Source organism: Microbacterium sp. CCNWLW41 (genome assembly GCF_037083505.1).
Genome location: NZ_JBAOJP010000012.1, coordinates 22,914 through 43,655 on the forward strand (window position 1 = coordinate 22,914; position 20,742 = coordinate 43,655).

The 20,742-nt window shown below is 70.8% G+C and carries 21 protein-coding genes; 9 read left to right on the forward strand and 12 right to left on the reverse strand.

Translation table 11 applies throughout. The features are described from left to right. Window positions 1-5: 5 nt before the first annotated feature. The 6 genes from V6R91_RS31525 (at window position 6) to V6R91_RS31550 (ending at window position 4,091) form a co-directional block, all read left to right on the forward strand. Window positions 6-380, forward strand: coding sequence for a hypothetical protein (locus tag V6R91_RS31525; RefSeq protein ID WP_217996191.1), 375 nt, complete (start codon window positions 6-8; stop codon window positions 378-380). After that, complete coding sequence (locus V6R91_RS31530; protein WP_336398644.1) at window positions 367-912, forward strand: cupin domain-containing protein; 546 nt, start codon at window positions 367-369, stop codon at window positions 910-912. The genes V6R91_RS31525 and V6R91_RS31530 overlap by 14 nt, the downstream gene beginning before the upstream one ends. A 24-nt stretch (window positions 913-936) precedes the next feature. Next, entirely contained in the window at window positions 937-1,344 is a 408-nt protein-coding gene (locus tag V6R91_RS31535; protein ID WP_271060128.1) for a RidA family protein, read from the forward strand. Further along, complete coding sequence (locus V6R91_RS31540) at window positions 1,344-2,201, forward strand: fumarylacetoacetate hydrolase family protein (RefSeq protein WP_336398645.1); 858 nt, start codon at window positions 1,344-1,346, stop codon at window positions 2,199-2,201. The genes V6R91_RS31535 and V6R91_RS31540 overlap by 1 nt, the downstream gene beginning before the upstream one ends. A gap of 41 nt (window positions 2,202-2,242) precedes the next feature. Next, window positions 2,243-2,950 carry a GntR family transcriptional regulator gene (locus tag V6R91_RS31545; protein WP_231819140.1) on the forward strand — a complete coding sequence of 236 codons (708 nt, stop codon included), beginning with the start codon at window positions 2,243-2,245 and terminating at the stop codon, window positions 2,948-2,950. Window positions 2,951-3,110: 160 nt separating this feature from the next. After that, window positions 3,111-4,091: a polysaccharide deacetylase family protein gene (locus V6R91_RS31550; protein ID WP_336398646.1), complete on the forward strand. Its 981-nt coding sequence runs from the start codon at window positions 3,111-3,113 to the stop codon at window positions 4,089-4,091. Window positions 4,092-4,153: 62 nt separating this feature from the next. On the opposite strand, the gene V6R91_RS31555 is transcribed toward V6R91_RS31550, so the two are convergent. Next, the gene (locus V6R91_RS31555; RefSeq protein WP_169797656.1) at window positions 4,154-5,566 is read right to left on the reverse strand and encodes a purine-cytosine permease family protein; all 1,413 of its coding nucleotides are present in this window, start codon (window positions 5,564-5,566) and stop codon (window positions 4,154-4,156) included. 186 nt (window positions 5,567-5,752) lie between these two features. Here V6R91_RS31555 and V6R91_RS31560 point away from each other — a divergent pair, with 186 nt between their 5' ends. Then, window positions 5,753-6,772, forward strand: a complete 1,020-nt coding sequence (locus tag V6R91_RS31560) for an asparaginase domain-containing protein (RefSeq protein WP_336398647.1) — start codon at window positions 5,753-5,755, stop codon at window positions 6,770-6,772. A 21-nt stretch (window positions 6,773-6,793) separates the two neighbouring features. Here V6R91_RS31560 and V6R91_RS31565 read toward each other — a convergent pair whose 3' ends face one another. From V6R91_RS31565 to V6R91_RS31580, 4 genes are all read right to left on the reverse strand, one after another. Then, a complete protein-coding gene (locus tag V6R91_RS31565) occupies window positions 6,794-7,495 on the reverse strand; it encodes a FadR/GntR family transcriptional regulator (RefSeq protein ID WP_336398648.1) in 702 nt (233 codons plus the stop codon). Between the two features lie 26 nt (window positions 7,496-7,521). Then, on the reverse strand, window positions 7,522-8,604 hold the full coding sequence (locus V6R91_RS31570; RefSeq protein WP_231819142.1) for an amidohydrolase family protein: 1,083 nt from the start codon (window positions 8,602-8,604) through the stop codon (window positions 7,522-7,524). 4 nt (window positions 8,605-8,608) lie between these two features. Then, window positions 8,609-9,478, reverse strand: coding sequence for an endo alpha-1,4 polygalactosaminidase (locus V6R91_RS31575; protein WP_336398649.1), 870 nt, complete (start codon window positions 9,476-9,478; stop codon window positions 8,609-8,611). Window positions 9,479-9,560: 82 nt separating this feature from the next. Continuing rightward, on the reverse strand, window positions 9,561-10,883 hold the full coding sequence (locus V6R91_RS31580; RefSeq protein WP_336398650.1) for an alpha-glucosidase/alpha-galactosidase: 1,323 nt from the start codon (window positions 10,881-10,883) through the stop codon (window positions 9,561-9,563). Between the two features lie 123 nt (window positions 10,884-11,006). Between V6R91_RS31580 and V6R91_RS31585 the strand changes: the two genes are divergently transcribed. Next, complete coding sequence (locus tag V6R91_RS31585; RefSeq protein WP_067244056.1) at window positions 11,007-11,831, forward strand: DeoR/GlpR family DNA-binding transcription regulator; 825 nt, start codon at window positions 11,007-11,009, stop codon at window positions 11,829-11,831. A gap of 24 nt (window positions 11,832-11,855) precedes the next feature. Here the strand turns inward: V6R91_RS31585 and V6R91_RS31590 are convergent, their stop codons facing one another. The 6 genes from V6R91_RS31590 to V6R91_RS31615 form a co-directional block, all read right to left on the reverse strand. Beyond that, window positions 11,856-12,821, reverse strand: a complete 966-nt coding sequence (locus tag V6R91_RS31590) for a carbohydrate kinase family protein (protein WP_336398651.1) — start codon at window positions 12,819-12,821, stop codon at window positions 11,856-11,858. Continuing rightward, a complete protein-coding gene (locus tag V6R91_RS31595; protein ID WP_219085907.1) occupies window positions 12,818-13,714 on the reverse strand; it encodes a carbohydrate ABC transporter permease in 897 nt (298 codons plus the stop codon). Before V6R91_RS31595 ends, V6R91_RS31590 begins: the two co-directional genes overlap by 4 nt. Next, the gene (locus V6R91_RS31600) at window positions 13,711-14,628 is read right to left on the reverse strand and encodes a carbohydrate ABC transporter permease (RefSeq protein WP_219085906.1); all 918 of its coding nucleotides are present in this window, start codon (window positions 14,626-14,628) and stop codon (window positions 13,711-13,713) included. The genes V6R91_RS31595 and V6R91_RS31600 overlap by 4 nt, the downstream gene beginning before the upstream one ends. After that, window positions 14,625-15,962 (reverse strand): ABC transporter substrate-binding protein, encoded by a 1,338-nt coding sequence (locus V6R91_RS31605; RefSeq protein ID WP_336398652.1) that lies wholly within the window; start codon window positions 15,960-15,962, stop codon window positions 14,625-14,627. Before V6R91_RS31605 ends, V6R91_RS31600 begins: the two co-directional genes overlap by 4 nt. 277 nt (window positions 15,963-16,239) lie before the next feature. Continuing rightward, entirely contained in the window at window positions 16,240-17,661 is a 1,422-nt protein-coding gene (locus V6R91_RS31610; RefSeq protein ID WP_336398653.1) for a serine hydrolase domain-containing protein, read from the reverse strand. Between the two features lie 77 nt (window positions 17,662-17,738). Then, complete coding sequence (locus V6R91_RS31615; RefSeq protein WP_336398654.1) at window positions 17,739-18,668, reverse strand: 3-hydroxyacyl-CoA dehydrogenase family protein; 930 nt, start codon at window positions 18,666-18,668, stop codon at window positions 17,739-17,741. A 165-nt stretch (window positions 18,669-18,833) separates the two neighbouring features. Here V6R91_RS31615 and V6R91_RS31620 point away from each other — a divergent pair, with 165 nt between their 5' ends. Then, entirely contained in the window at window positions 18,834-19,598 is a 765-nt protein-coding gene (locus V6R91_RS31620) for a GntR family transcriptional regulator (protein ID WP_336398655.1), read from the forward strand. Here the strand turns inward: V6R91_RS31620 and nagA are convergent. Further along, window positions 19,558-20,739 (reverse strand): N-acetylglucosamine-6-phosphate deacetylase, encoded by a 1,182-nt coding sequence (gene nagA, locus V6R91_RS31625; protein WP_336398656.1) that lies wholly within the window; start codon window positions 20,737-20,739, stop codon window positions 19,558-19,560. The genes V6R91_RS31620 and nagA overlap by 41 nt on opposite strands. Between the last annotated feature and the right edge of the window lie 3 nt (window positions 20,740-20,742).

The following is a 20,742-nucleotide window of genomic DNA, read 5'->3' on the forward strand; positions in this document are numbered from 1 at the left end:
GAATCTTGGCCAAAGGCGACATCATCACCCTGCCGGACGGAGGCGAGGTCATCCTCGGCGACGTCGGGCAGGAGGTCATCCTCGAGAACGAGCACACCCGGGTGTGGCACATCAGCCTGGAGCCGGGCGAGTCACAGCCCTGGCACCTGCACCACAACCCGTATCTCGTCATCGCCATCGAGGCGGCGGACAACCGCATCACGTACCTCGACGGCACCTCCCGCGACGTGCACGAGTTCGTGGGGCGCACCATCGAGATGCTGCCCAGCCCCGTGCACATGCTGACCAACGTCGGCCGCACCCGCTACGTGAGCCGGCTGATCGAGTTCAAGGACCAGGGCGAGAACCTGCCGGGAGGGTGGCGTGATGGAGCCGCGTGAGCAGGAGCAGCTGATCCCCCGTCCGCCGCGCCCCGACGGGGTGGACGCGGAGGAATGGGCGAGCAACCTCTCCGACCCCGCCCGCTACGGAGGCATCGCCGCCGACGGCTCCCGCGAGGAGGCCGTCGCCGGCGACGGCGAGAGCGAGGTGATGTACCGGTTCCGCGAGATCCTCGTGCAGTCGAAGGACCACGAATGGCTCGACAAGACCCTCGACGGGCTGTCGCACAAGCCGCTGTGGCGCGACGAGGAGACCGGCGCGTCCATCGCGCTGGTGCGGTTCCGAGCCGGTTCCGGCATCCCGCTGCGTCACTCGCACGCCTCGAACCAGTTCATGTTCTGCCTGTCCGGTCGGTATCGCTACGTGCCCACGGGGCTCGTCCTCGAGGAGGGCTCCTTCTACTGGAACCCGAAGGGGTGCCTGCACGGCCCGACCCACGCCGAGGAGGACACCGTCCTGCTCGAGGTGTACGACGGCCCCCACTACCCGACGCAGCCCGAGTGGTACACGAGCGCTGCCGACACCCTCTGAGCCACCCCACCGAAGGAGAGACCCATGCCCAAGACCCAGATCACCTCGGATCTTCTCGCCGTGCCGAACGGCCACTTCGCCCAGGCGACCCAGGCCCGCCTCGACGGCCGGATGGTCTTCATCTCGGGGATGACGGCCCGCAACGCCCAGGGCGGCGTCACCGGCGTCGGCGACGTGAGCGCCCAGACCCACCAGGTGTGCCAGAACCTGCAGGCGGCGGTCGAGGCGGCCGGCGGCACGCTGGACGACATCGCCCGAGTCGACGTCTACGTGCGCAACATGGAGGACTTCGCGGCGATCCACGAGGTGCGCCAGCAGTACTTCACCGGCGTCGCCCCGGCGTCGACGATGGTCGAGGTGTCGAAGTTCGTCAACAAGGACTACTTGATCGAGATCAACGCCATCGCCGTGATCCACGACGGGGCGAGCTGATGCGGTACTGCGCGATCCGCCACAACGACGGCTGGCGGGTGGGCGTGCTGTCCGACTCCGGGGAGACCGTGCACGTCCACCCGGCCTCGGCCGGCCTCGTCGACGATGTGATCACCGCGGGCGGGCTGGACCCGGCGTCCCGCCCCGTCGCCGAGGTGCCCCTCGCCGAGGCCGTGCTCGGCGCGCCGATCCAGCGCTGGCGACGCAACGTCCTCTGCGTCGGCTGGAACTACTGGGACCACTTCGAGGAGTCGAGGGGCAAGCGCGAGGGGCAGGATCCCGACGGGCGTCCTGAGCATCCGACGTTCTTCACGAAGTCGCCGCGCACGGTGATCGCACCCGCCGACGACATCGAGTGCGACTTCGCGCTGAGCGACCAGTGGGACTACGAGGCCGAGATCGCGATCGTGATCGGCACCGCGGGCAAGGACATCCCCCGCGCGGACGCCATGGACCACGTCTTCGGGTACGCCCTGGCCAACGACGTCTCGGTGCGGGACGTGCAGCGCGCGCACGGCGGGCAGTGGTTCAAGGGCAAGAGCATCGACCGCACCATGCCGCTCGGTCCGTGGATCACGACCCGGGACGAGATCGACGATCTCGACCGGGTGCGGATCGAGTGCGAGCTGAACGGCGAGGTGATGCAGGACGCGGTGGTCGGCCAGATGGCGTTCGACATCCCGCAGCTCATCGAGGAGCTCAGCCGCGGCATGACGCTCGACGCCGGCGACGTGATCCTCACCGGCACCCCCAGCGGCATCGGCAACGCGCGCGAGCCGAAGGTGTTCCTCCGCTCCGGAGACACGCTCGTCACGCGGGCCACGGGGCTGGGCGCGCTGACGAACCGCATACGCTAGGGGCGATCATGTTGCGTGGAACGGGAGGAGCTCGCGCCCGGATGGACAGGTACCGTACGGCGCCGCCGCGATCGAGCGTCGACTTCGTCGCGACCGAGCTCTACATGCGCATCCTCGAGGGCGCGTACCCGCCCGGCTCCTTCATCCGCCTCAACGAGGTGGCGACCGACCTCGGGGTCTCGATGATGCCGGTCCGCGAAGCGATCCGCGAGCTGGCCTCGCTCGGCATCGTGGAGATGCTCCCCAATCGCGGCGCGCAGGTGCGGGAGCTCAGCATCGACGACCTGGTCGAGACGTACCGGAGCCGGTTGTACCTGGAGACGCTCGCGCTCCGGCTGGGCGCGCCGAACTTCACCGCCGAGGACGCGGCAGCCGCCCTCGCGGCGAACGAGGAGCGCAGGGCCGCGGTCGCGAAGGAGGACGCGTACGCCATGATCAGCGCGCACGAGCGTTTCCACTTCCTCCTCTACGAGACCTGCCAGAACTCCTGGCTGGTGCGGGCGCTGGTTCCCGGCTGGCGGAACACCGCCCGGTACCGCGACATCTCCTTCGCCAGCTCGCCGATTCGCCGCGAGCACGACGAGCAGCACGCGCAGATGGTCGAGGCGATGTCGGATCACGACGGAGACAGGGCGGTGGCGATCCTCCACGCGCACCTCACCAGTGCGGCCGAGGAGGTCGCGCAGGAGATCGCCGGCATCTCGGTGCTGGATCGTCTGCCCCCGGTGGACGAGCTGCTCTGCCGGTAGCCCCGCACGGTGCCCGGCCGCCTCGGGTTCGGCGCGCTTGTGCGGGTACGGAGGCGTCGATACAGTGAAAGCTGTCTAGCAGATTGACAGATGTGCCGCGGGCGCGTCGGTTTCGGACGCAGGGACGACGCCGCCCGGCCGAACAGGGAGGAGATCCTGCATGCCCGATCCGCAGCAGGTCGCGAAGAACCACTGGTACCGCAACGACGACATCCCCGGGGTGCCCGGTCCCGACCGCGAGATCCTCGGGTACGGCGAGAACCCCCCGGTGATCCGCTGGGAGGGCGGCGCGAAGGTGGCGATCAACATCGTCATCAACTACGAAGAGGGCTCGGAACTGACGTTCGCGATGGGCGACGGCCGCAACGACGGGATGTACGAGCTGCCGTTCGACGTCGAGGGCCAGCGCGACCTCGCCAAGGAGTCGATGTACGAGTACGGCTCCCGCGCGGGGATCTGGCGGCTCTTCCGCATCTTCGACCGCCACGAGATCCCGATCACGGTCTTCGGCGCCGCCGTGGCCCTGGAGCGCAACCCCCGGGTGGCCGAGAAGATCCTGGCGCGCGGGGACGAGCTCGTCGGCCACGGCTACCGCTGGATCGATCACTACGAGTACTCCCGCGAGGAGGAGAAGGAGATCATCGGCCTCGCGATGGACTCCTTCTCTCGCATGGGCCTGACCCCGCAGGGCTGGTACTGCCGCGAGATGTCGGTGAACACCCGGGAGCTCCTCGTCGAGGACGGCCGGTTCCTCTACGACTCCGACTACTACGGCGACGACCTGCCCTACTGGACCTTCGTCGGGGAGAGGTCGCACCTCGTCGTGCCGTACTCCCTCGCCGTCAACGACTGCCGGTACATCATGGGGACCGGATTCGGATCCCCCTCGGACTTCGTCGACGTCGCCCGGCGCACCGTGCTGCAGCTCCTCGACGACGGCGACGACTGCGGACGCATGATGTCGATCGGCCTGCACCCGCGGATCACGGGCAACCCCGCCCGCGCGCACGGCCTGGCGGAGTTCATCGCCTGGGCGAAGGAGCAGGAGGGCGTCACGTTCCTGCGCCGGATCGACATCGCGGAGCAGTTCATGGACCAGGTGCCCCGGCCCGCCACCGCCGCGGACCGCGTCAACGGCTGAGCCGGCCCGGACGCATCGATCCCCCGTGCCGCCGCGGCACGGGGGATCGATGAGGTTCCGGGTCAGCGCATCCCGGCGTCCGCGGACTCCACAATCCGCTGCTCGGGCCGCCCCGCCATCACCTTCGAGAGCACGAGGTGCAGCGCGAACGTGATGATGAGCGCGCCGAGCCCGGCGGGGAAGTCCCCGGGAAGCGGCATCCAGTACTGGAAGACGATGCCGAGCACGGCTCCGATGAGGAACGAGATGATCCCGGGAAGACGCACGGCCGGCAGCTCGTCCACGTTCGCGGACGTGTACTCGCGGCGACGGACCACGAAGAAGTCCGCCAGGATCGGGCCCGCGAGCGGGACGAACGCGGCGCCGAGGACCGTGATGAAATCGGCGAAGAAGAACGAGTAGAACCCGAACGCGCCGAGGATGCTGCCGATGATCCCGACGGTGATGACGATCTTCGGCCGGGCGATCCGGATGCCCATCGCGTTGGCCGCGGGACCGACGTACAGGGCGTTGCAGTACAGCTCGGACATGTTCGTCGTCCAGAGGGCGACGACCCACAGGATGACGCCGAGGATCGCGAAGAAGACGCCCTTGGTCACCATCCACGAGATGAAGTTCGCGTCTCCGGTCGCGATGCTGCCGGTGTAGCCGATGAAGTTCAGCAGGGGGTTGGTGAGGATGAAGCACGCCCCGGCCCCGATGAACACGTGTGCTGCCGTCTTGGCGAACCGGAAGATGTCGACACCCATGATGACCCCGGCGATCCAGGCGCCGATGATCACCGTGATCCCGGTCCCGATGGAGGTCCCGGAGCGGTTCGCGCCCTCGGCGAGGACGTTGCCGAACCCGCCGAACTCGGAGATCATCATGACCGCCGCGACGATCGCGACGATGAGGACGAACGGCGCGGCGGGCGCGGAGATCCGCTCCAGGGCGACGATCCCCTTCCACGCCGACCAAGTGAAGATCGCGCCCCAGATCAGCGAGAAGATCACGAACTCCAGGCTGAGGCCGTTGAAGATGGTGATCCCGGTGAAGCTGCCGAACGCCGCGTTGAAGATGTCGCCGACCATGCCGACGATGGAGGCGAACCAGCCGAGGGTGAGCAGCCCCATGACGAGCATGGGCAGGATCATCCCCTTCCGGCCGTACGAGAAGCGGGAGATGAGCGACAGGTTGAGCCCCGTCTTCATCGCCGCGAACCCCAGGGCGAAGGTCAGCAGCAGCAGCACGCCCTGGCCCAGCACGATGGTGAGCACGGCGTCGCCGAACGGCATGCCTCCGCCCTCGGCGGTGCCGGCGAGCTGGCCGCCGACGATGAGGCCGGTGGGCACATAGCCGAAACCGACCCAGATGACGAACTGGGACCACCAGGAGCGGCGCGCCTTCTGCGGCACCCGCTCGAGCATGAACTCTTCGTTGGTCTCGTCGACCGCGGGCCTCGTCTGCACGCCGGGTTCCGTTGCGGCACTCATGAGCGCGTTTCCTCTCCATCGGGGGAACTGGACACGTCGAGCGACCGGGGATCGCGAGGCGGGAGGGGAGGTAGGGTGCTCTCGACGCATCTGCGATCCGGGTCGTTCGTGGCCCAGGCTAGCGATTCTGCGCAAACCTGTCTAGCAGATTGACAACCTGACATCATTTCGAGGAGGACCTTGGCCGTGGCCGCGAACCGGACGCCGACCATCGAGGACGAGCTGCTCGTCGTGTACACCGGGGGAACGTTCGGGATGCGCGACGAGGGGCACGGGCTGGAGGCGGCCGCGGACCGGGAGTCCACGCTCGCCGCCCTCGTCCGCGCGGCGGACCCCTCCGCCCGGCCGTGGCGGTACCTGCCGATCCCGCGGATCATCGACAGCGCGGACGCCGACCTCACCCACGCCCTCTCCATCGCGGCGACGATCCGCGACCACGTGACGGGCGCTCGCGGGGTCCTCGTCGTGCACGGCACGGATACCCTCGCGTACACGGCCGCCGTCGCCGCGTTCGCGCTGGCCGACGTCCCGATCCCCATCGTCTTCACCGGCGCGCAGCGACCGGTCGACGAGCCGGGCTCCGACGCCCCCGCGAACTTCGCCCTCGCCTACCGGCACGCCGACGACGGCGCGCCGGGGGTGCGGATCGCGTTCGGCGGATCCGTGCTCCCCGCCGTCCGCGCCGTGAAGCGCTCCGCCGACGAGGACGAGGCCTTCGCAGCCTTCCGTCCGCTCGCCGCCGATGCCGCGGGAACCGCCGTGCTGCGCTCGCGACTGGCGGCGCTGGATCCGCGGCAGCGCGGCGGGCGCCCCCTGCCGGCCGTCGGGCTCCTCCGGGTGTTCCCTGGACTCGACGCCCGCCTGGTCCGCGCCGCGGCCGACCTCTACCCCGACGGCCTGATCCTGGAGTGCTACGGCGCCGGAACGGCGCCGACGAGCGACACCGCGCTGCGGCAGACGATCGAGGACGCCACGCGCGCCGGGACGCCGGTCGTCGCGATCACCCAGTGCCAGACCGGGACCGTGCAGCTCCGGCGGTACGCGGTCGGCGCGGCGCTGCACCGAGCGGGCGCGTGGGACGGATACGACCTGACCGCCGACGCCGCCCTCGCGAAGCTCGGGGTCCTCACCGCGCTCGGGCTGGACGCCGACGAGCGGCGGGCGCTCTTCGCGATCAACCTCGTGGGCGAGCAGAGTACCGACTGATGCCGGACGGCGGCGGGGCGCTCAGCCCTCGTCGATCATCGGACGGACGACGGCCTCCACGTAGTCCAGGTGCTCCTGCATGGCGCGGGCGGCACCGTCGGCATCGCCTCGGAGGATCGCCTCGGCGATGCCCCGGTGCTCGCGGTTCGAGGGCTCGCGGCGGTGGGCGACGAGGTTGATGATCTCGGACTGCTGCGACAGCGCCTCGCGCGTGTCGGCCACGACGGAGGAGAACACGGCGTTGCCGGAGGCGGCGGCGATGCTGGCGTGGAAGAGCGAGTCGAGCCGGACCCACTCGCGCGCCTGCCGCTCCTCCTCCATCCGGGTGCAGATGTCGAGCAGAGCCGCCGCCTGCTCGTCGCTGCGGCGGAGGGCGGCCAGCCGGGCGGCGGGCACCTCGATCGCCGGGCGCGACTCGACGAGGTCGCGGGTCGAGTACTCGCCGAACCGCTGCGAGGGCCGCGGCGTCTCCGAGATCACGTACGTGCCGCTGCCGGTCCGGGTCTGGGTGAGCCCGAGCGCCTGGGCCGAGCGCAGCGCCTCCCGGACGACCGGTCTGCTCACACCGTAGTGGCGCGCGAGGTCCTGTTCCGAGGGGAGCCGGGCCCCGACTTCGAGGCTCTTGCTGCGGATGCCTTCTCTGAGATCGTCGAGAATCGACTCGGCAGCGCTGGAGCGGGGCAGCTCCCGATGTGACGCGAACCACCCCTGTTGAGTGACCATCGCTCCACTATGTCACCACCGGCTCGCTAGAGGCCGAGGATCCTCTTCGCGTTCCCGGAGTAGAGGGCGGGGAGCAGGCGCCGCGGCACGTTCGCGGCCGAGATCGTCCAGCGCCCCTGCGGCGGCACGGGCGACCCCGCGGCGTAGTCGAAGCCCTCGTCGTCGGTCTCGAGGAAGCGGAAGTGCGTGAGCAGGTCCTCCCGATCGAGCGGGAAGGCGTCCGTCCCGAACAGGACCCGATCCGGGTACCGCTCCACGAGGCGCAGGAAGCGGCGCGGCTGACGACCCAGCTCACCGAGGCGCCCGGCGATGTCGACCGTGAGGTTCTCGGCCGCGTCGAGGAGGCGCTCGACCCGGTCCAGGTCCTCGGCGACGCATCCCATGTGCGCGCCGATGTAGCGGGTTCCCGGCGTGGCGAGCAGCAGCCGCTCCAGGGCGTCGATCAGCTCGTCGAAGGACGGGAAGCGCGACCGGTCCGCGAAGGACCACTGCGGTTGCTGTCCCAGCTCGTCGATCCGCTCGTTGAACCGGTCGAGGGGATCGAAGAACGCCTTCGGATCCGCGACGTGGATGAGCACCGGGAGCCCGAGCTCCCCCGCGACTCCCAGCACGTCGACGACCTCCGGCGCGTCGGGGCGCACCAGCGTTCCGTCCCGCCCGCGCACGGACAGGCCCAGGTTCTTCCACACCTTCACCCCGCGCGCGCCGCGGTCCGCCGACTCCCGGAGCCGACGCTGCAGCGCCGGGACTCCGCCGGGCTCCGCCAGCCGCTCCCAGTCCACGTGACAGAAGGTGAGGAAGCGGTCGGGGTGCGCTCTGTCGTACCGGTCGAGGTTGGCGTCCAGCTCCTCGTCCCATCGGCCGTCCAGGTTGACCATCGCGGCGATGTTCGTCTCGTCCATCAGGTCGAGCAGCGCGGGCACGTCCGGCGCGCACCAGTCGCCGGTGAGCCACCGGCCAAGGTGGTTGTGGACGTCGATGGCGGGCACCGCGGCCCGGGGGACGTGCGTGACGGGGAGCGAGACCTGCGCTCGCGGCGCCCACTCCGACAGGAGCAGACCCGGGCCGGTCTCGCCGGCGGCGTGCCCGCCGATGAGGGGATCGGGCATGGCGTCAGCAGCTCTCGTACACGTAGCCGGCCCCGCCCGCGGCGACGAGGTCGAGATCCCGGAGGATCGTCAGCGGCGCCCTGTCCTCTCGCGCGCACACCTCGGCGAAGGTCATGCCCGCCTCCTCCAGCGCCCCGGGATACTCGATCTGGAGGACGTGATCCCCGTACACGTCGGTGTACGCCGCGCATTCCTCCCAGACGCCGCATTCCTCGGTGACCGCGAAGTCGAAGCCGAGCTCCTCGTGCGCGAACGCCGTGATCTCTGCGGCGTTCTTCTGCGCGATCGCCATTCCGGCCCCGTGCGCGCGATCCACGTAAGCGGAGGCGAGCGCGTGCGCGCCGGCCTCGTCGATCTCGGCGAAGCGCGTCCACGTGTCGAGGTTGTCGATCTCGACCGCGTCGAACCCGCTCTGGCCGCAGCCGTCGATGACCGGGCCGAGGATCGCCAGGATGCCGTCGCGCTGATCCTCCGTGCTCGGGTCGAGGATGTACTCGTCCGGCCAGTCCGGGTCGGTCACCAGCGTCCCCGCGGCGTCGTGCAGGAGCAGGTCCTCGTGCCCGAGCCAGAACTCCGCCTCCCCGGGCTGCGTCTGGAAGCCGTTCACGTAGCAGACGCTGTAGGCGCCGGCGAGCGGCGTCGCAGTGGCGTCCCGCACGACGACGTCGATGGCCACGGGCCCCGTTCCGGCGTCCACCTTGTCGTACGCGCCGCCGAGCTGATAGTCGAAGACGCCGCTCGTCGGCGGGAGGGCCACGGCGGCCTTCCCGGCCGACTCCCCCGTCGTCGACGAGGCCGCCGGGGTCGTGCCCGCGCACGCCGTCAGCACCGCCGCCGTCGCCAGCACCCCGGTCAGGGTCGTCGCCATGCTCATCGATCTCTCCTTCATGCGTGTCGTCGCTTCCTGGCTCCTGCTGTCCTCCGCCCCGGTCCTGCGGCGACCGGGGGCACCGCTCTCAGCGGGCTGCGACCCCGGCACCGGCGCTCGCGCGCAGCGCCTCGGGCAGCAGGTCCCCATGGGCCTCGGTCAGTTCGTCGCACACCTGCCAGATCTGCTCCGGCGTGAGCGTCGACTGGGCGTTCGGGTCCATCAGGACGGCCTGGCGCACGAGGATCGGGTCTCCGGTCCGCGCGGCCTCGACGGCCAGCCGCCCCACCGAGATGTACGGCATGTTGACCGCGGCGAGCGGAGCGGGCAGGGACCCCATCGGCCGCGGGACCAGTCCGCCCGCACCGACGGCCGCGGGCACCTCCACGACCGCGTCGGCGGGGAGATTGTCGATGAGGCCGCGGTTGGGCACGTTGACGTGCACCTCGCGCTCCGTGCCGGTGACGAGCGAGTGGATGATCTGCGGCGCGTACTCGCTGGCCCCCTCGGGAAGATCCAGGTCGCGTCCGGCCGCCAGCGCGTCCCGGGTCGCCTCGAACTCGGCGACGTTCTCGCGGCTGATGTCGACGTACTCCAGCGGCTTCAGCCGGAACCGCTCGATCTGCTCGTCGGAGCGCAGGAACCAGGACAGATACTCCGACGAGTGCTCGCTCGTCTCCGTCGGGTACCGGCCCAGCCGGCGGAACATCTCGACGCGGACACGACGGGCGAGCTCCTCATCGCCCTCGATGCGCTCGCGCAGGAGCGGGTAGAGATCCTGCCCGTCGCGCGTCCACTCCAGCAGCCACGCCTGGTGGTTGACGCCGGCGGCGCGGAAGTGCGTCTCCTCGAAGGGCACCCCGATGAGCTCGGCGAGGTCGTGAGCGGTCCAGAAGACGCTGTGGCACAGCCCGACCGCCTTGATGTCCGGGGCCACCACGGAGAGCCACCAGACGTTCATCGCCATCGGGTTCGTGTAGTTGAGCAGCCACGCGTCCGGGCAGACGGCGCGCATGTCCTCGGCGAGCGCGGTCAGCACCGGGAAGGTCCGGAGGGCGCGGAACACGCCGCCGATCCCGGTGGTGTCGCCGATGGTCTGGCGCAGACCGTGCCGCGCGGGGATCTCGAGGTCGGCGATCGTGGCCTCGATGCCGCCGACCTGGATCATGTTGATGACGAAGTCGGCGCCGTCGAGCGCGTCCCGCCTGTCCGGCGCGGCCACGATCTCCGCTCGGGCACCGAGCCGCTCGTTCACGTGCGACGCGGTGGCCTCCGCGACCGCGAGCCGGTCCGCGTCGATGTCGTGCAGCACCAGGCGGGCATCGGACAGCTCCGGGTGGCGGAGGATGTCGGCCACGAGCTGACGAGTGAAGACGACGCTGCCTGCGCCGATGAAGACGATGTTGACCATGTCTTGATGATTGCCGACTGCGCGGATTCCGCGCAATAATTGCCGCACAGTTTGCTTGTTTCGCTCACTATGAGTGATCGAATATATCGCCCTGATGCTTCGGACAAGAACGAAGGGAACCCGATGCCCATCACACCCGGGGCCACTCCGCAGGCGACGTCACGGCGTCGCACGGAGCGCATGTCCCTCATCCTCAGCTACGTCAACGAGCGGGGAACCGCACGGCTCACCGAGATCGCCGACGATCTCGGGGTCTCGACCGCGACGATGCGGCGCGACCTCGCCGAGATGGACGAGCAGGGCCTGCTGATCCGCTCGCACGGCGGCGCGCGGGCGCTGGACCCGACCACGGAGGTCCCCGTCCAGCTCCGGGACTCGCGCTTCCGCGACGCGAAGCTCCGGATCGCGGAGCATGCGGCGCGGCTGCTCCCCGAGGGGCAGTACTCCGTCGCGATCAGCGGCGGGACGACGGCCACGGCCGTCGCCCGCGCTCTGGCGTCCCGGGACGACCTGTCGGTCGCGACGAACGCCCTCACGACAGCGGTGGAGCTGGCGACGCGGAGCCGGCTGAACGTCATCATGACGGGAGGGTTCATCCGCTCCAGCTCCCTGGAGGCGGTCGGGGTCCTCGCCGAGAAGACCTTCGGCGCGATCAACGTCGGCACCGCGTTCCTCGGCACCGACGGCATCAGCGTCCGCGGCGGGGCGACGACCCACAACGAGACCGAGGCGCGGACGAACCACGCGATGGTCACCCAGGCCGACCGCGTCGTCGTCGTGGCCGACGGGTCGAAGATCGGGCGCGCGACCCTGGCGAAGGTCGCCGATCTGTCGGAGATCGACATCCTCGTCACCGATTCCAGCGCCGATCCCGCCGAGCTCGCCGCGATCGCCGCGGCCGGGGTCGACGTGCAGATCGCGGCGGACGACGAGACCCCGCGGGGCTGAGACGCCCGGAGGGCGGCGGGCCGATCAGCCGGTCAGCGCGGCGAGGAGCTCGCCTCGCGTCGCCTGCCCCGCCGTGCCGCCGGATCGCGTCGTGGAGAGAGAGCCCGCGACCGCGGCCCAGCGCAGCCGTTCCCGCTCCGCCCCCACCCCGTGCGCGAGCGCGGCGAGGTAGCCCGCGTCGAAGCTGTCCCCCGCACCGGTGGTGTCGACGACGTCGACCCGGCGTCCGGGCCCGCGCTCGACCGCGTCCTCCCCGCGGACCGACCAGCCTCCGCGGGCACCGTCCTTGACGACCACGCGCGGGCCGCGGCGGGACAGGGCGCGGGCCAGCTCCTCGTCCGGGGCGTCCGTGACGCCCAGCGCGCCGGCGATCGCCCGCAGCTCGCTCCGGTTCGGGAGGAGGAGGTCGAGATGGGGCAGCGCCTCGGCGAGGCCGAGCCAGCGTTCCGCGGGGTCCCAGTTCGTGTCGAGCGACGTCGTCCACCCCCGCTCCCGCGCCTCCGCGAGGACGGCGGGGAGGCCGGCGGCCAGCGCCGGCTGCAGGAAGTAGCTGGCGACGTGGAGGATCCCCGCGGTTCCGCGCCATCGGCGGATCCGCTCGATCGCGTCCTCCGCGGAGAGATCGGGGATCGTGCCGAGCGCGGTGAGGATCGACCGGTCCTCGGGGGCCGACAGGATCACCGAGAGCCCGGTCGCCGCTTCCGCGCGCACGCGCACGTCCGCGGTGTCGACGCCGCGCTCGCGCAGGGCGTCCAGGACGAACGCCCCGAACGCGTCGTCCCCGATCCGGGCCAGCAGCGACGTCGGCACGTCCAGGCGCGCGGCGCCGCAGGCCACGATGCTCGCGGAGCCCCCGAGGACGAGGTCGGCGGCGTCCAGGATCTGCTCGGCCTGGCCGAACCGGGGGACGACGTCCCCGCGGAGCACGAGGTCCGCGTTGGCGTCCCCGATCACGAGCAGCCGGCGCACCGCTCCCGTCCCGGCGCTCACCCCTTCACCCCCGAGAACGTCATCGTCGCGATGAACTGCCGCTGCGCGAAGACGAAGAACACGATGAGCGGGAGGGTCGCGATCACGTTCGACGCCATCAGCAGGGACCAGTCCGTCCGACGCGCGCCCTGGAAGTTCGTGATCCCCAGCTGCACGGTGAACGCGTTCGGGTCGTTGATCGCGATCAGCGGCCAGACCAGGTCGTTCCAGGAGCCGAGCAGGGTGAAGATCGCGAGCGTGGCCAGCGCGGGACGGGCGAGCGGGAAGATGATCCGCCAGAACGTGCCGAAGCGGGAACAGCCGTCCAGCATCGCCGCCTCCTCCAGCTCGGCGGGCAGGGACAGGAAGAACTGGCGCATGAGGAAGATGCCGAACACGCTCGCCAGCCACGGCACGATCGCCGCCATGAGGGTGTCGATGATCCCCACGGTGGCGAACATCACGTAGGTCGGGACCATCAGCAGCTGCGTGGGGATCATGATCGTCGCGATGATCATGAGGAAGCTCACGTTGCGGCCGGCGAAGCGCAGACGCGCGAACCCGTACCCGGCGAGGGAGCACAGGACGATGTGCGCGACGATGCCGACCGCCGAGACGATCACGGAGTTGCCCAGCCACCGCAGGATGTCGGACTGCTCGAAGAGCTTCACGTAGCCGTCGAGCGTCAGCTCCGAGGGGATGAAGCTCGGAGGGAAACGGTTGATCTCCGACTCGGGCGTGAGCGAGGTGAGGAACATCTGCAGGAACGGCACCGAGAACAGCAGCGCCACGGGCACGAGCAGGAGGTGGACCCAGGACCGCCGCCGCCGGGGGCGCTTCGCCACGGTGATCGTGCGGGTCGTCGCCGGCGCCTCCGGCGCCTCGGGCGCGGGCCGGTCGAGGAAGGTCGTCATACGGTGATCCCCTTCGCAGTGCGCCGCTGCCACAGGACGACGGCGATCGTGACGATGAGCGTGACGGCGAACAGCCCGTAGGCGACCGCCGAGGCATATCCGAACTCGAGCTCGCGGAAGGCGGCGTTCCACAGGTAGTAGACGATCGTCTCCGTCGCGCCGAGGGGACCGCCCCTCGTCGTCGTGTAGACGACGTCGAACAGCTGGATCGCCTGGATGGCCTGCCAGATCGTGACGAACACGGTGACCGGGGCGAGCTGGGGGAAGATCACGTGCCAGAACGTCTGCCAGCGGTTCGCCCCGTCGACGCGAGCGGCCTCGGACAGCTCCGCGGGGATGTCCTGGAGCGCCGCGAGGTAGATCACCGTCGTCAGGGCGGCCTGCCCCCACACGGACATGATCGCGATGACGAGCATCGCCTGGGAGGGGTCCTCCAGCCAGCCCTGCTGGGGAAGCCCCAGGATCCGCAGGGCGTTGTTCACGAGCCCGAACTGCGGGTTGAACAGGTACGTGGTCAGGATTCCGGTCGCCGCGGCGGACACGACGAACGGCAGGAAGATCAGGGTGCGGTACACGCCGATCAGGACGATGCGCCGGTTCAGCGCCACCGCCAGCCCCAGTCCCAGCAGCACGGAGGCCGGCACGAACATGGCCGTGTACACGAGCGTGTGAAGCACGGCCGCGCCGAGGTCGGCGTCCGTGATCATCTCGGAGTAGTTGCGGGTGCCGACCCACTCCGGCGTCGCGAACCCGTTCCACTTCTGGAGCGAGAGCAGGAAGGCCCAGACCGCGGGGAAGAGCGACAGCCCGAGGACGATGAGCGTCGCCGGGCCGACGAACCCCCAGCCCGTCAGGCTCTCCCGCGCCCGGCGCCGCAGGGCGCCGGGGCGCGTGGCCGCTGCCCCTCGACTCACTGGTCCTCCAGCGCGGCGGTCGCCTCCTCAGCGGCCTCCTTCAGGGCCGCCTCGGGCTCCGCCTGCCCCTGCAGGACCTGGGAGATCGCGGTCCCCACGGCCTCGGAGAGCTTCACATAGCCGGGAACGGTCGGACGCGGGATCGTCGCGTTCGCGCTGTTGGCGGCCATGATCTCGATCCCCGGCATCTCCGCCACCTGCTTCTGGAACTCGGGCGAGTCCACCTCGCTCTCGCGCAGCGGCAGGTTCCCGTAGACGACGTTCCAGCGCACATCCTGCTCGGGGGCCGTCAGCCACTTCATGAACTCGTACGACCAGTGCTCGCGGTTCGGATCCTTGTGGTCGAAGAGCACCCAGATGTCGGCGCCGGAGATCGTCGTGTGGTCGCCGTCCGTTCCCGGCAGCGGCACGACCCCGTACTTCGTCCCGGCCTTCTGCAGGTCATAGAGCATCCACGGACCGGAGGTGATCATCCCGATCTGGTCGCTCGCGAAGAACTGGCCGAACTTCGTGTCCGTCTGGTCGAGGTAGACCGAGGCGTCGTCGACCGCCATCGACTGGAGGAACGTGAGCGCCTCGACACCCTCGGCGGAGTCGAACGTGGCCTTGTCCCCGTCGAGGATCTCCCCGCCCCGCTGCCACAGGTGCGGCCAGAACTGCCAGGTGGTCTCCTCGGATCCGGAGACCGAGTAGCCGTAGCCGTAGGTCTTCGTGTCGGGGTTCGTGAGCGCGGCCGCGGCGGTGCGGAAGTCCTCCCACGTCCAGTCCTCGGTCGGATAGTCCACGCCCGCCGCGTCGAACACGGTCTTGTTGTAGATGAGCGAGATGTTGTCGACCACGGCCGGGAACCCGATCGTGGCCCCGCCCTCCGGCTGCGCCGTCGCCCGCGCCGCCCCCGAGAACCCCTCCCAGTCCAGGTCGGCGTCACCTTCGACCCTGTCGGTGATGTCCAGGGTGCGGCCGGATCCGGCCAGCTCGCTCGCCCAGGACCCGAACGCGTAGGAGATGTCCGGGTAGGTGTTGCCCGCGAAGGACGAGGACAGCTTCTGCAGGAGGTCCTCCGTCGAGGGCGCCCCGGAGGACATCTCGATCGTGACGTTCGGGTGCTCCTTCTCGAACTCCTCCGCCAGGCCCTTGAGGATCGTCTGCGCCTGGTCCGCCTGCCCGGTCCACCAGGTGATCGTCACGTCGGCGTCCGGGTCGAGCTTCGTGGCCGGCGCCGGGCCCGTCGAGCACGCGCTGAGGGTCACGCCGAGCGCGAGGGCGAGCGTTCCCGCGGCGACGCGGCCGAGGCCCCGGCCGCGGGAGGACATCCGGTGCTTTCCAGGGTTCATGCTGTCTGCCCCCTTGCAGAATGATGGGTCGGGGAGAGACGACCGCGATCACACAGGCCTCGGAGCACGGTGCACCCGAGGGGACACCGCGCCCGCTGAGGATGCCGCGGCACGTCTCAGTGGTCGGTCATAGGACATCGCTCGTCCGGCCGACGTTCCCCCGTTGCCGACGTCGGATTCCGCGAATATCCCCATACTGCACAATTAGCGCAAAGGTGTCACCAGTACTGCGTAAATCGCTCACTTCTCTGAGTGTTTCAACCGTCGCGAGGCGAGGTCAGCGAGCGAGCATCGTCGCGACGGCGTCGCCGAAGGCCGGCGGCCGCCGCAGCCGGTTCCCCGTGACCGTGATCGCCTCGACCACGCCGGCGGCGTCCCGGTGCAGCAGGACCGGCTCTCCCGCACCGCCGAACCCGTCCTCGGCCTCGGCCCGGAGCACGCCGTCCCGCTCCCGGAGGACGACGGCCTGGCCCGCAGGATCCGCCGCGGCATCGTCGAGCTGCAGCACGACGCCGGGAAGGCAGACGAGGTTCGTGTCGCCCCAGAGCGACAGGTAACGCCCCGCGGCGTCCGGGAACGGGACGGCCGCGTCCGCGTCCGCGACCTCGGCGGCGGCTTTGTCGAGCAGCGCGATGATCCCCGCGGCGATGCCGGACGCGGGCCCGTCGATGCGGTTCGTGAGCACGCTCACGGTGAGGCCGGTCTTCGGATCCGTCCACGTCTGCGTGATGTGGCCGGGAAAGCCGCCCGAGTGGCCGATGACACGGCGCGTCCCGATCTTCCGGATCATGACGCCCAGCCCGTACCACCGCGTGGACCCGCCGGTCGCGATGCACGACTCCTCCCGCTGCATGAGCCGCTTCGCGTCGTCGTCGAGGAAGCGCCCGGTGCCGAGAGCGTGTCCCGCCATCCACGCGGAGATCGTCTCCGCGTTGGACCAGAACCCGGTGGCCGCCGCCTCCGCCCGAGCGGAGGCGGGCGGGATCACGGGCGCGACGGCGGATCCCGGCAGTCCGCGCTCGGTCATCGGGATCCCGTGCCCGGACGCGATCGGCGCCTCCTCGCCGTTCCCGAGGTCCGGACCGATCCGCACCGGCTCGGCCATGGCGTCGCCCAGCTCCGCGATCAGCGTGCGCATCGCATCCGCGTACGGACGTTCCTCGACCGCCTCGATGACGAGCCCCAGCAGCGAATAGCCGAGGTTCGAGTAGTGGAAGTGCACGTTCGCCGGGAAGACGCGATCCCTGCGCAGCTCGACGAGGAGCTCGTCGCGGTCGGGGAACTCCCGTTCGCGCTGCCAGAACCCCGCCTCCCTCCCGTCCCTGGCGGCGCCGGCCTGGTGACCGAGCAGGCTCCGCAGCGTCGTCGCGCCGATCGGCGCCTCGGCGAGCTCCGGGACGTGCTGCGCCACCGGATCGTCCAGGCGGAGCCGCCCGTCCCGGAGCAGCCGCAGGACGGCCGTGGCCGTGAAGGTCTTCGAATGCGAGGCGATCCGGAAGGCGTGCGCCGTCGTCAGCGGCTCCTCCGTCTCCGCGTCGGCGAGCCCGACGGCGCGCGAGAACAGCAGTTCCTCCCCCTGCCGGAGCGCCACCTGGATGCCGGGGACGCCGTGCGAGCGACGCTGCTGGTCGATCCAGTCGACGAGGAACCCCTCCAGGTACGGGACGAGCGCGGGGACGTCGGAGGGCGCGAACGGCATTCCCCCATTCTGCGGACCCGCGCTCGGCTCCCGGCGGAGGCGCGCGCCTCCAGCCCGTTCGCGCGGCGGCGGTGACGTCATCCCCCGTCCGCAGGCGATCCGGATCCACGGCTCTGCGCGGGGGACTGGGGGAACTCCCGAGCGAAGTGCTCCGCGATCCGCGCCCGCAGGCGATCGTCCTCGTCCGGCACGTGAGGGTACAGACCGACGCCGGCCTTGGCGCCGAGTCGCCCCTCCACCACACGGCGCCGCAGCAGATCGGGCGCTTCGGTCCCGGCGTCGAGCAGGGGGAACAACTGCGCGCAGACCGCCGCCCAGACGTCCAGCCCTCCGAGATCGGCGACGGCGAACGGCCCCGCGGCCGCCCAGCGCGAACCGAGCCCCGACCGGACGATCTCGTCGATGTCCGCGAGCTCCGCCACGCCGTCCGCCTCCAGCGCGAAGGCCTCCCGCAGCAACGCCGCCTGCAACCGGTTCGCGACGAAGCCGGGTACGGCCCTGCGGAGTACCACCGGCCGTTTGCCGACCGCGCGGAGCTCCTCCGCGACCCACGAGACGACGGCCGGGTCCGTGCTCGGCCCCGGGACCACCTCCACCAGCGGCACCGTCGCCGCGGGATTGAAGAAGTGGGCGACGACGAATCGCTCGGGTCCGGCGATGGCGGCCGCCAGCTCCGCCACCGGAAGACTCGACGTGTTCGAGGCGATGACGACGGAACCGTCCGCCGCCCCGGCCCTCCCGAGCACCTCGCGCTTGGCGGACAGGGCCTCGGCGACGGCCTCGATCACGAGGTCCGCACCGCGCACCGCGTCCTCGAGGCCGAGGCCGGCCCGCGCATCGATCCGGGGACCGTGTCGGACCAGCTCCCCCGCCACCTGCGCCGCGCGCGCGGCATCCGCGTCGTAGAGCCGTACGGCGTGTCCCGCCTCGGCGAACACCGACGCGATCCCGGCTCCCATGACACCGCACCCGAGGATCGCGACCGTCCGCATCCCGTTCTCGCGCATGGCCCTCCTCGATCCCGCGGTCACCCTGCCCTGCGATCATTATGGACTATACCGCTATTATCCGTGAGCCCCGGGGTGGCGCGCGCCACGTCGTGTGCCGCGGCGGGCGGCCACCGCTGGGTAGCATGAGGGGTCTTTCCTCGGAGGAAACGGAAGGCGGAATCGATGGCGCGGCGAAGGAACGACCCGGGCGGGGTCACCCCGCTTCCGTTCGACGGGTCGTCCAAGAACGAGTGGATCCGCGCGTCGCTGGAAGCGTTCGCACGCTCCGCCGCGCCGGGGACGCTGTTCCCCTCCGAACGGGTCCTGGCCGAGCAGTTCGGAGTCGCTCGCATGACGGTCCGCGGGGCGCTCGACGCGCTGGAGTCGGCGACGCTCATCCGCCGGGTCCCCGGCCGCGGGGCCTTCGTGCAGCGCCCGCTCGTGACGCAGTCCGAGGTCCTCCGATCGTTCACCGAGGACATGCGCCTGCGCGGCATGGTGCCCGGGACGGGCCCGGGGCGCTCGGAACGGAGGACGGCCGACGCCTACCTGGCCGAGCGCCTGGAGATCGCGGAGGGCGACCCCGTCTTCTTCTTCGAGCGGGTGCGCACCGCCGACGGCGAGCCCATGGCGCTGGAACGCACGAACGTCCCCGCCGAGCGGTTCCCCGGCCTCCTCGACCGGATCCACGACGACGAGTCCCTGTATGACGTGCTGTCCTCGTCCTACGGCGTAGTCGTCGATTCCGCCGAGCAGACGGTCGCGATCGCCCAGCTCACCTCGTCCGACGCGCGCAGCCTCGGCGCGGACCCCGGAGCGCCGAGCTTCGCCCTCGCCCGGACCTCCCGCGACCGGATGGGCACTGTCGTGGAGTGGGGCCGCTCGCTGTACCGGGGGGACCGCTACGTCATCCAGATGCACGTGGCGAAGGAGCCCTCCTCCGGGTGAGGGGGCGGGCCCCGGGACGTTCGTGGACGAGTCTTCCCCGCACGAACGTCGCGTCCACGTTCCCGTCCTCGTCGAGCACCACGAGGTCCGCATCGGCGCCGGGGACGACCCTGCCCTTCCCGGACAGGCCGAGAAGCTCCGCGGCGTTTCCGCTGACCGCGGGCCACAGCGCGGGGATGTCGGCCCCGGTCGCCGCCCGCAGACGTCGCAGCCCCGTGTCCGCCATGCAGACACTGGAGGCAAGGGTCCCGTCCGACAGGCGTGCCGCCGTCTCCGGCGGTCGCCCCTCCCCCGCGTGCGGGCCTGCGTCCGACACGAGGATCAGACCACGCGACCCCTTCATCCGCCACGCGAGATCCATCGCCTCCGCGCTCACGTGCACGCCATCGGCGATCAGCTCGCAGAGAAGGCCCGGCGCCAGGAGGGCCGCACCGACGACGCCCACGTCACGATGGTGGAGCGGGCGCATGCCGTTGAAGAGGTGCGTGACCGCACGAGCCCCCCGCGCGATCGCCTCCCGGACGCCGGCGGCATCCGCGTCGCTGTGGCCGATCGACACCACCACCCCGCGCTCGACGAGCCTCTCCATGACGCCCGCCGCGCCGGGGCGCTCCGGCGCCACGGTCATCACGCGCACGAGGGCCGCATCGAGGAAGGAGTCCAGGAGAGCGAGAGATCCATCCCGCAGCTCCTCCTCCGGGTGCGCGCCCTTGCGCTGCGCACTGAGGAAGGGGCCCTCCATGTTGACGCCGAGGATCTCCGCGGACACGCGCGGTCCGACGTCCTGCCGTCGACGGACCGACTCGATGGCGTCGAGCGCCGCCCTCGTGCGCTCCGGCGAGGCGGTGTAGGTCGTGGGGAGGAACGACGTCACGCCGTGACGGACCAGACCCCGTGCCACGCGGTCGACGTCCTCGGCACGAGCGTCCATGACGTCCACACCGAAGCCGCCGTGGATGTGGGCGTCCACGAACCCGGGACCGAGCCACCGGCCGCCCGCGTCGATGCGATCGTCGTCGCCCGCGGGTGCGGCCCCGGCGCCGACCTCGACGATCGTCCCCCGTTCGACGCGGACCCAGGTCGACGGCGATCCCCCGGATCCGTCGGTGCCGGTGACGACGCGGGCGCCCTCGACGATCACCGC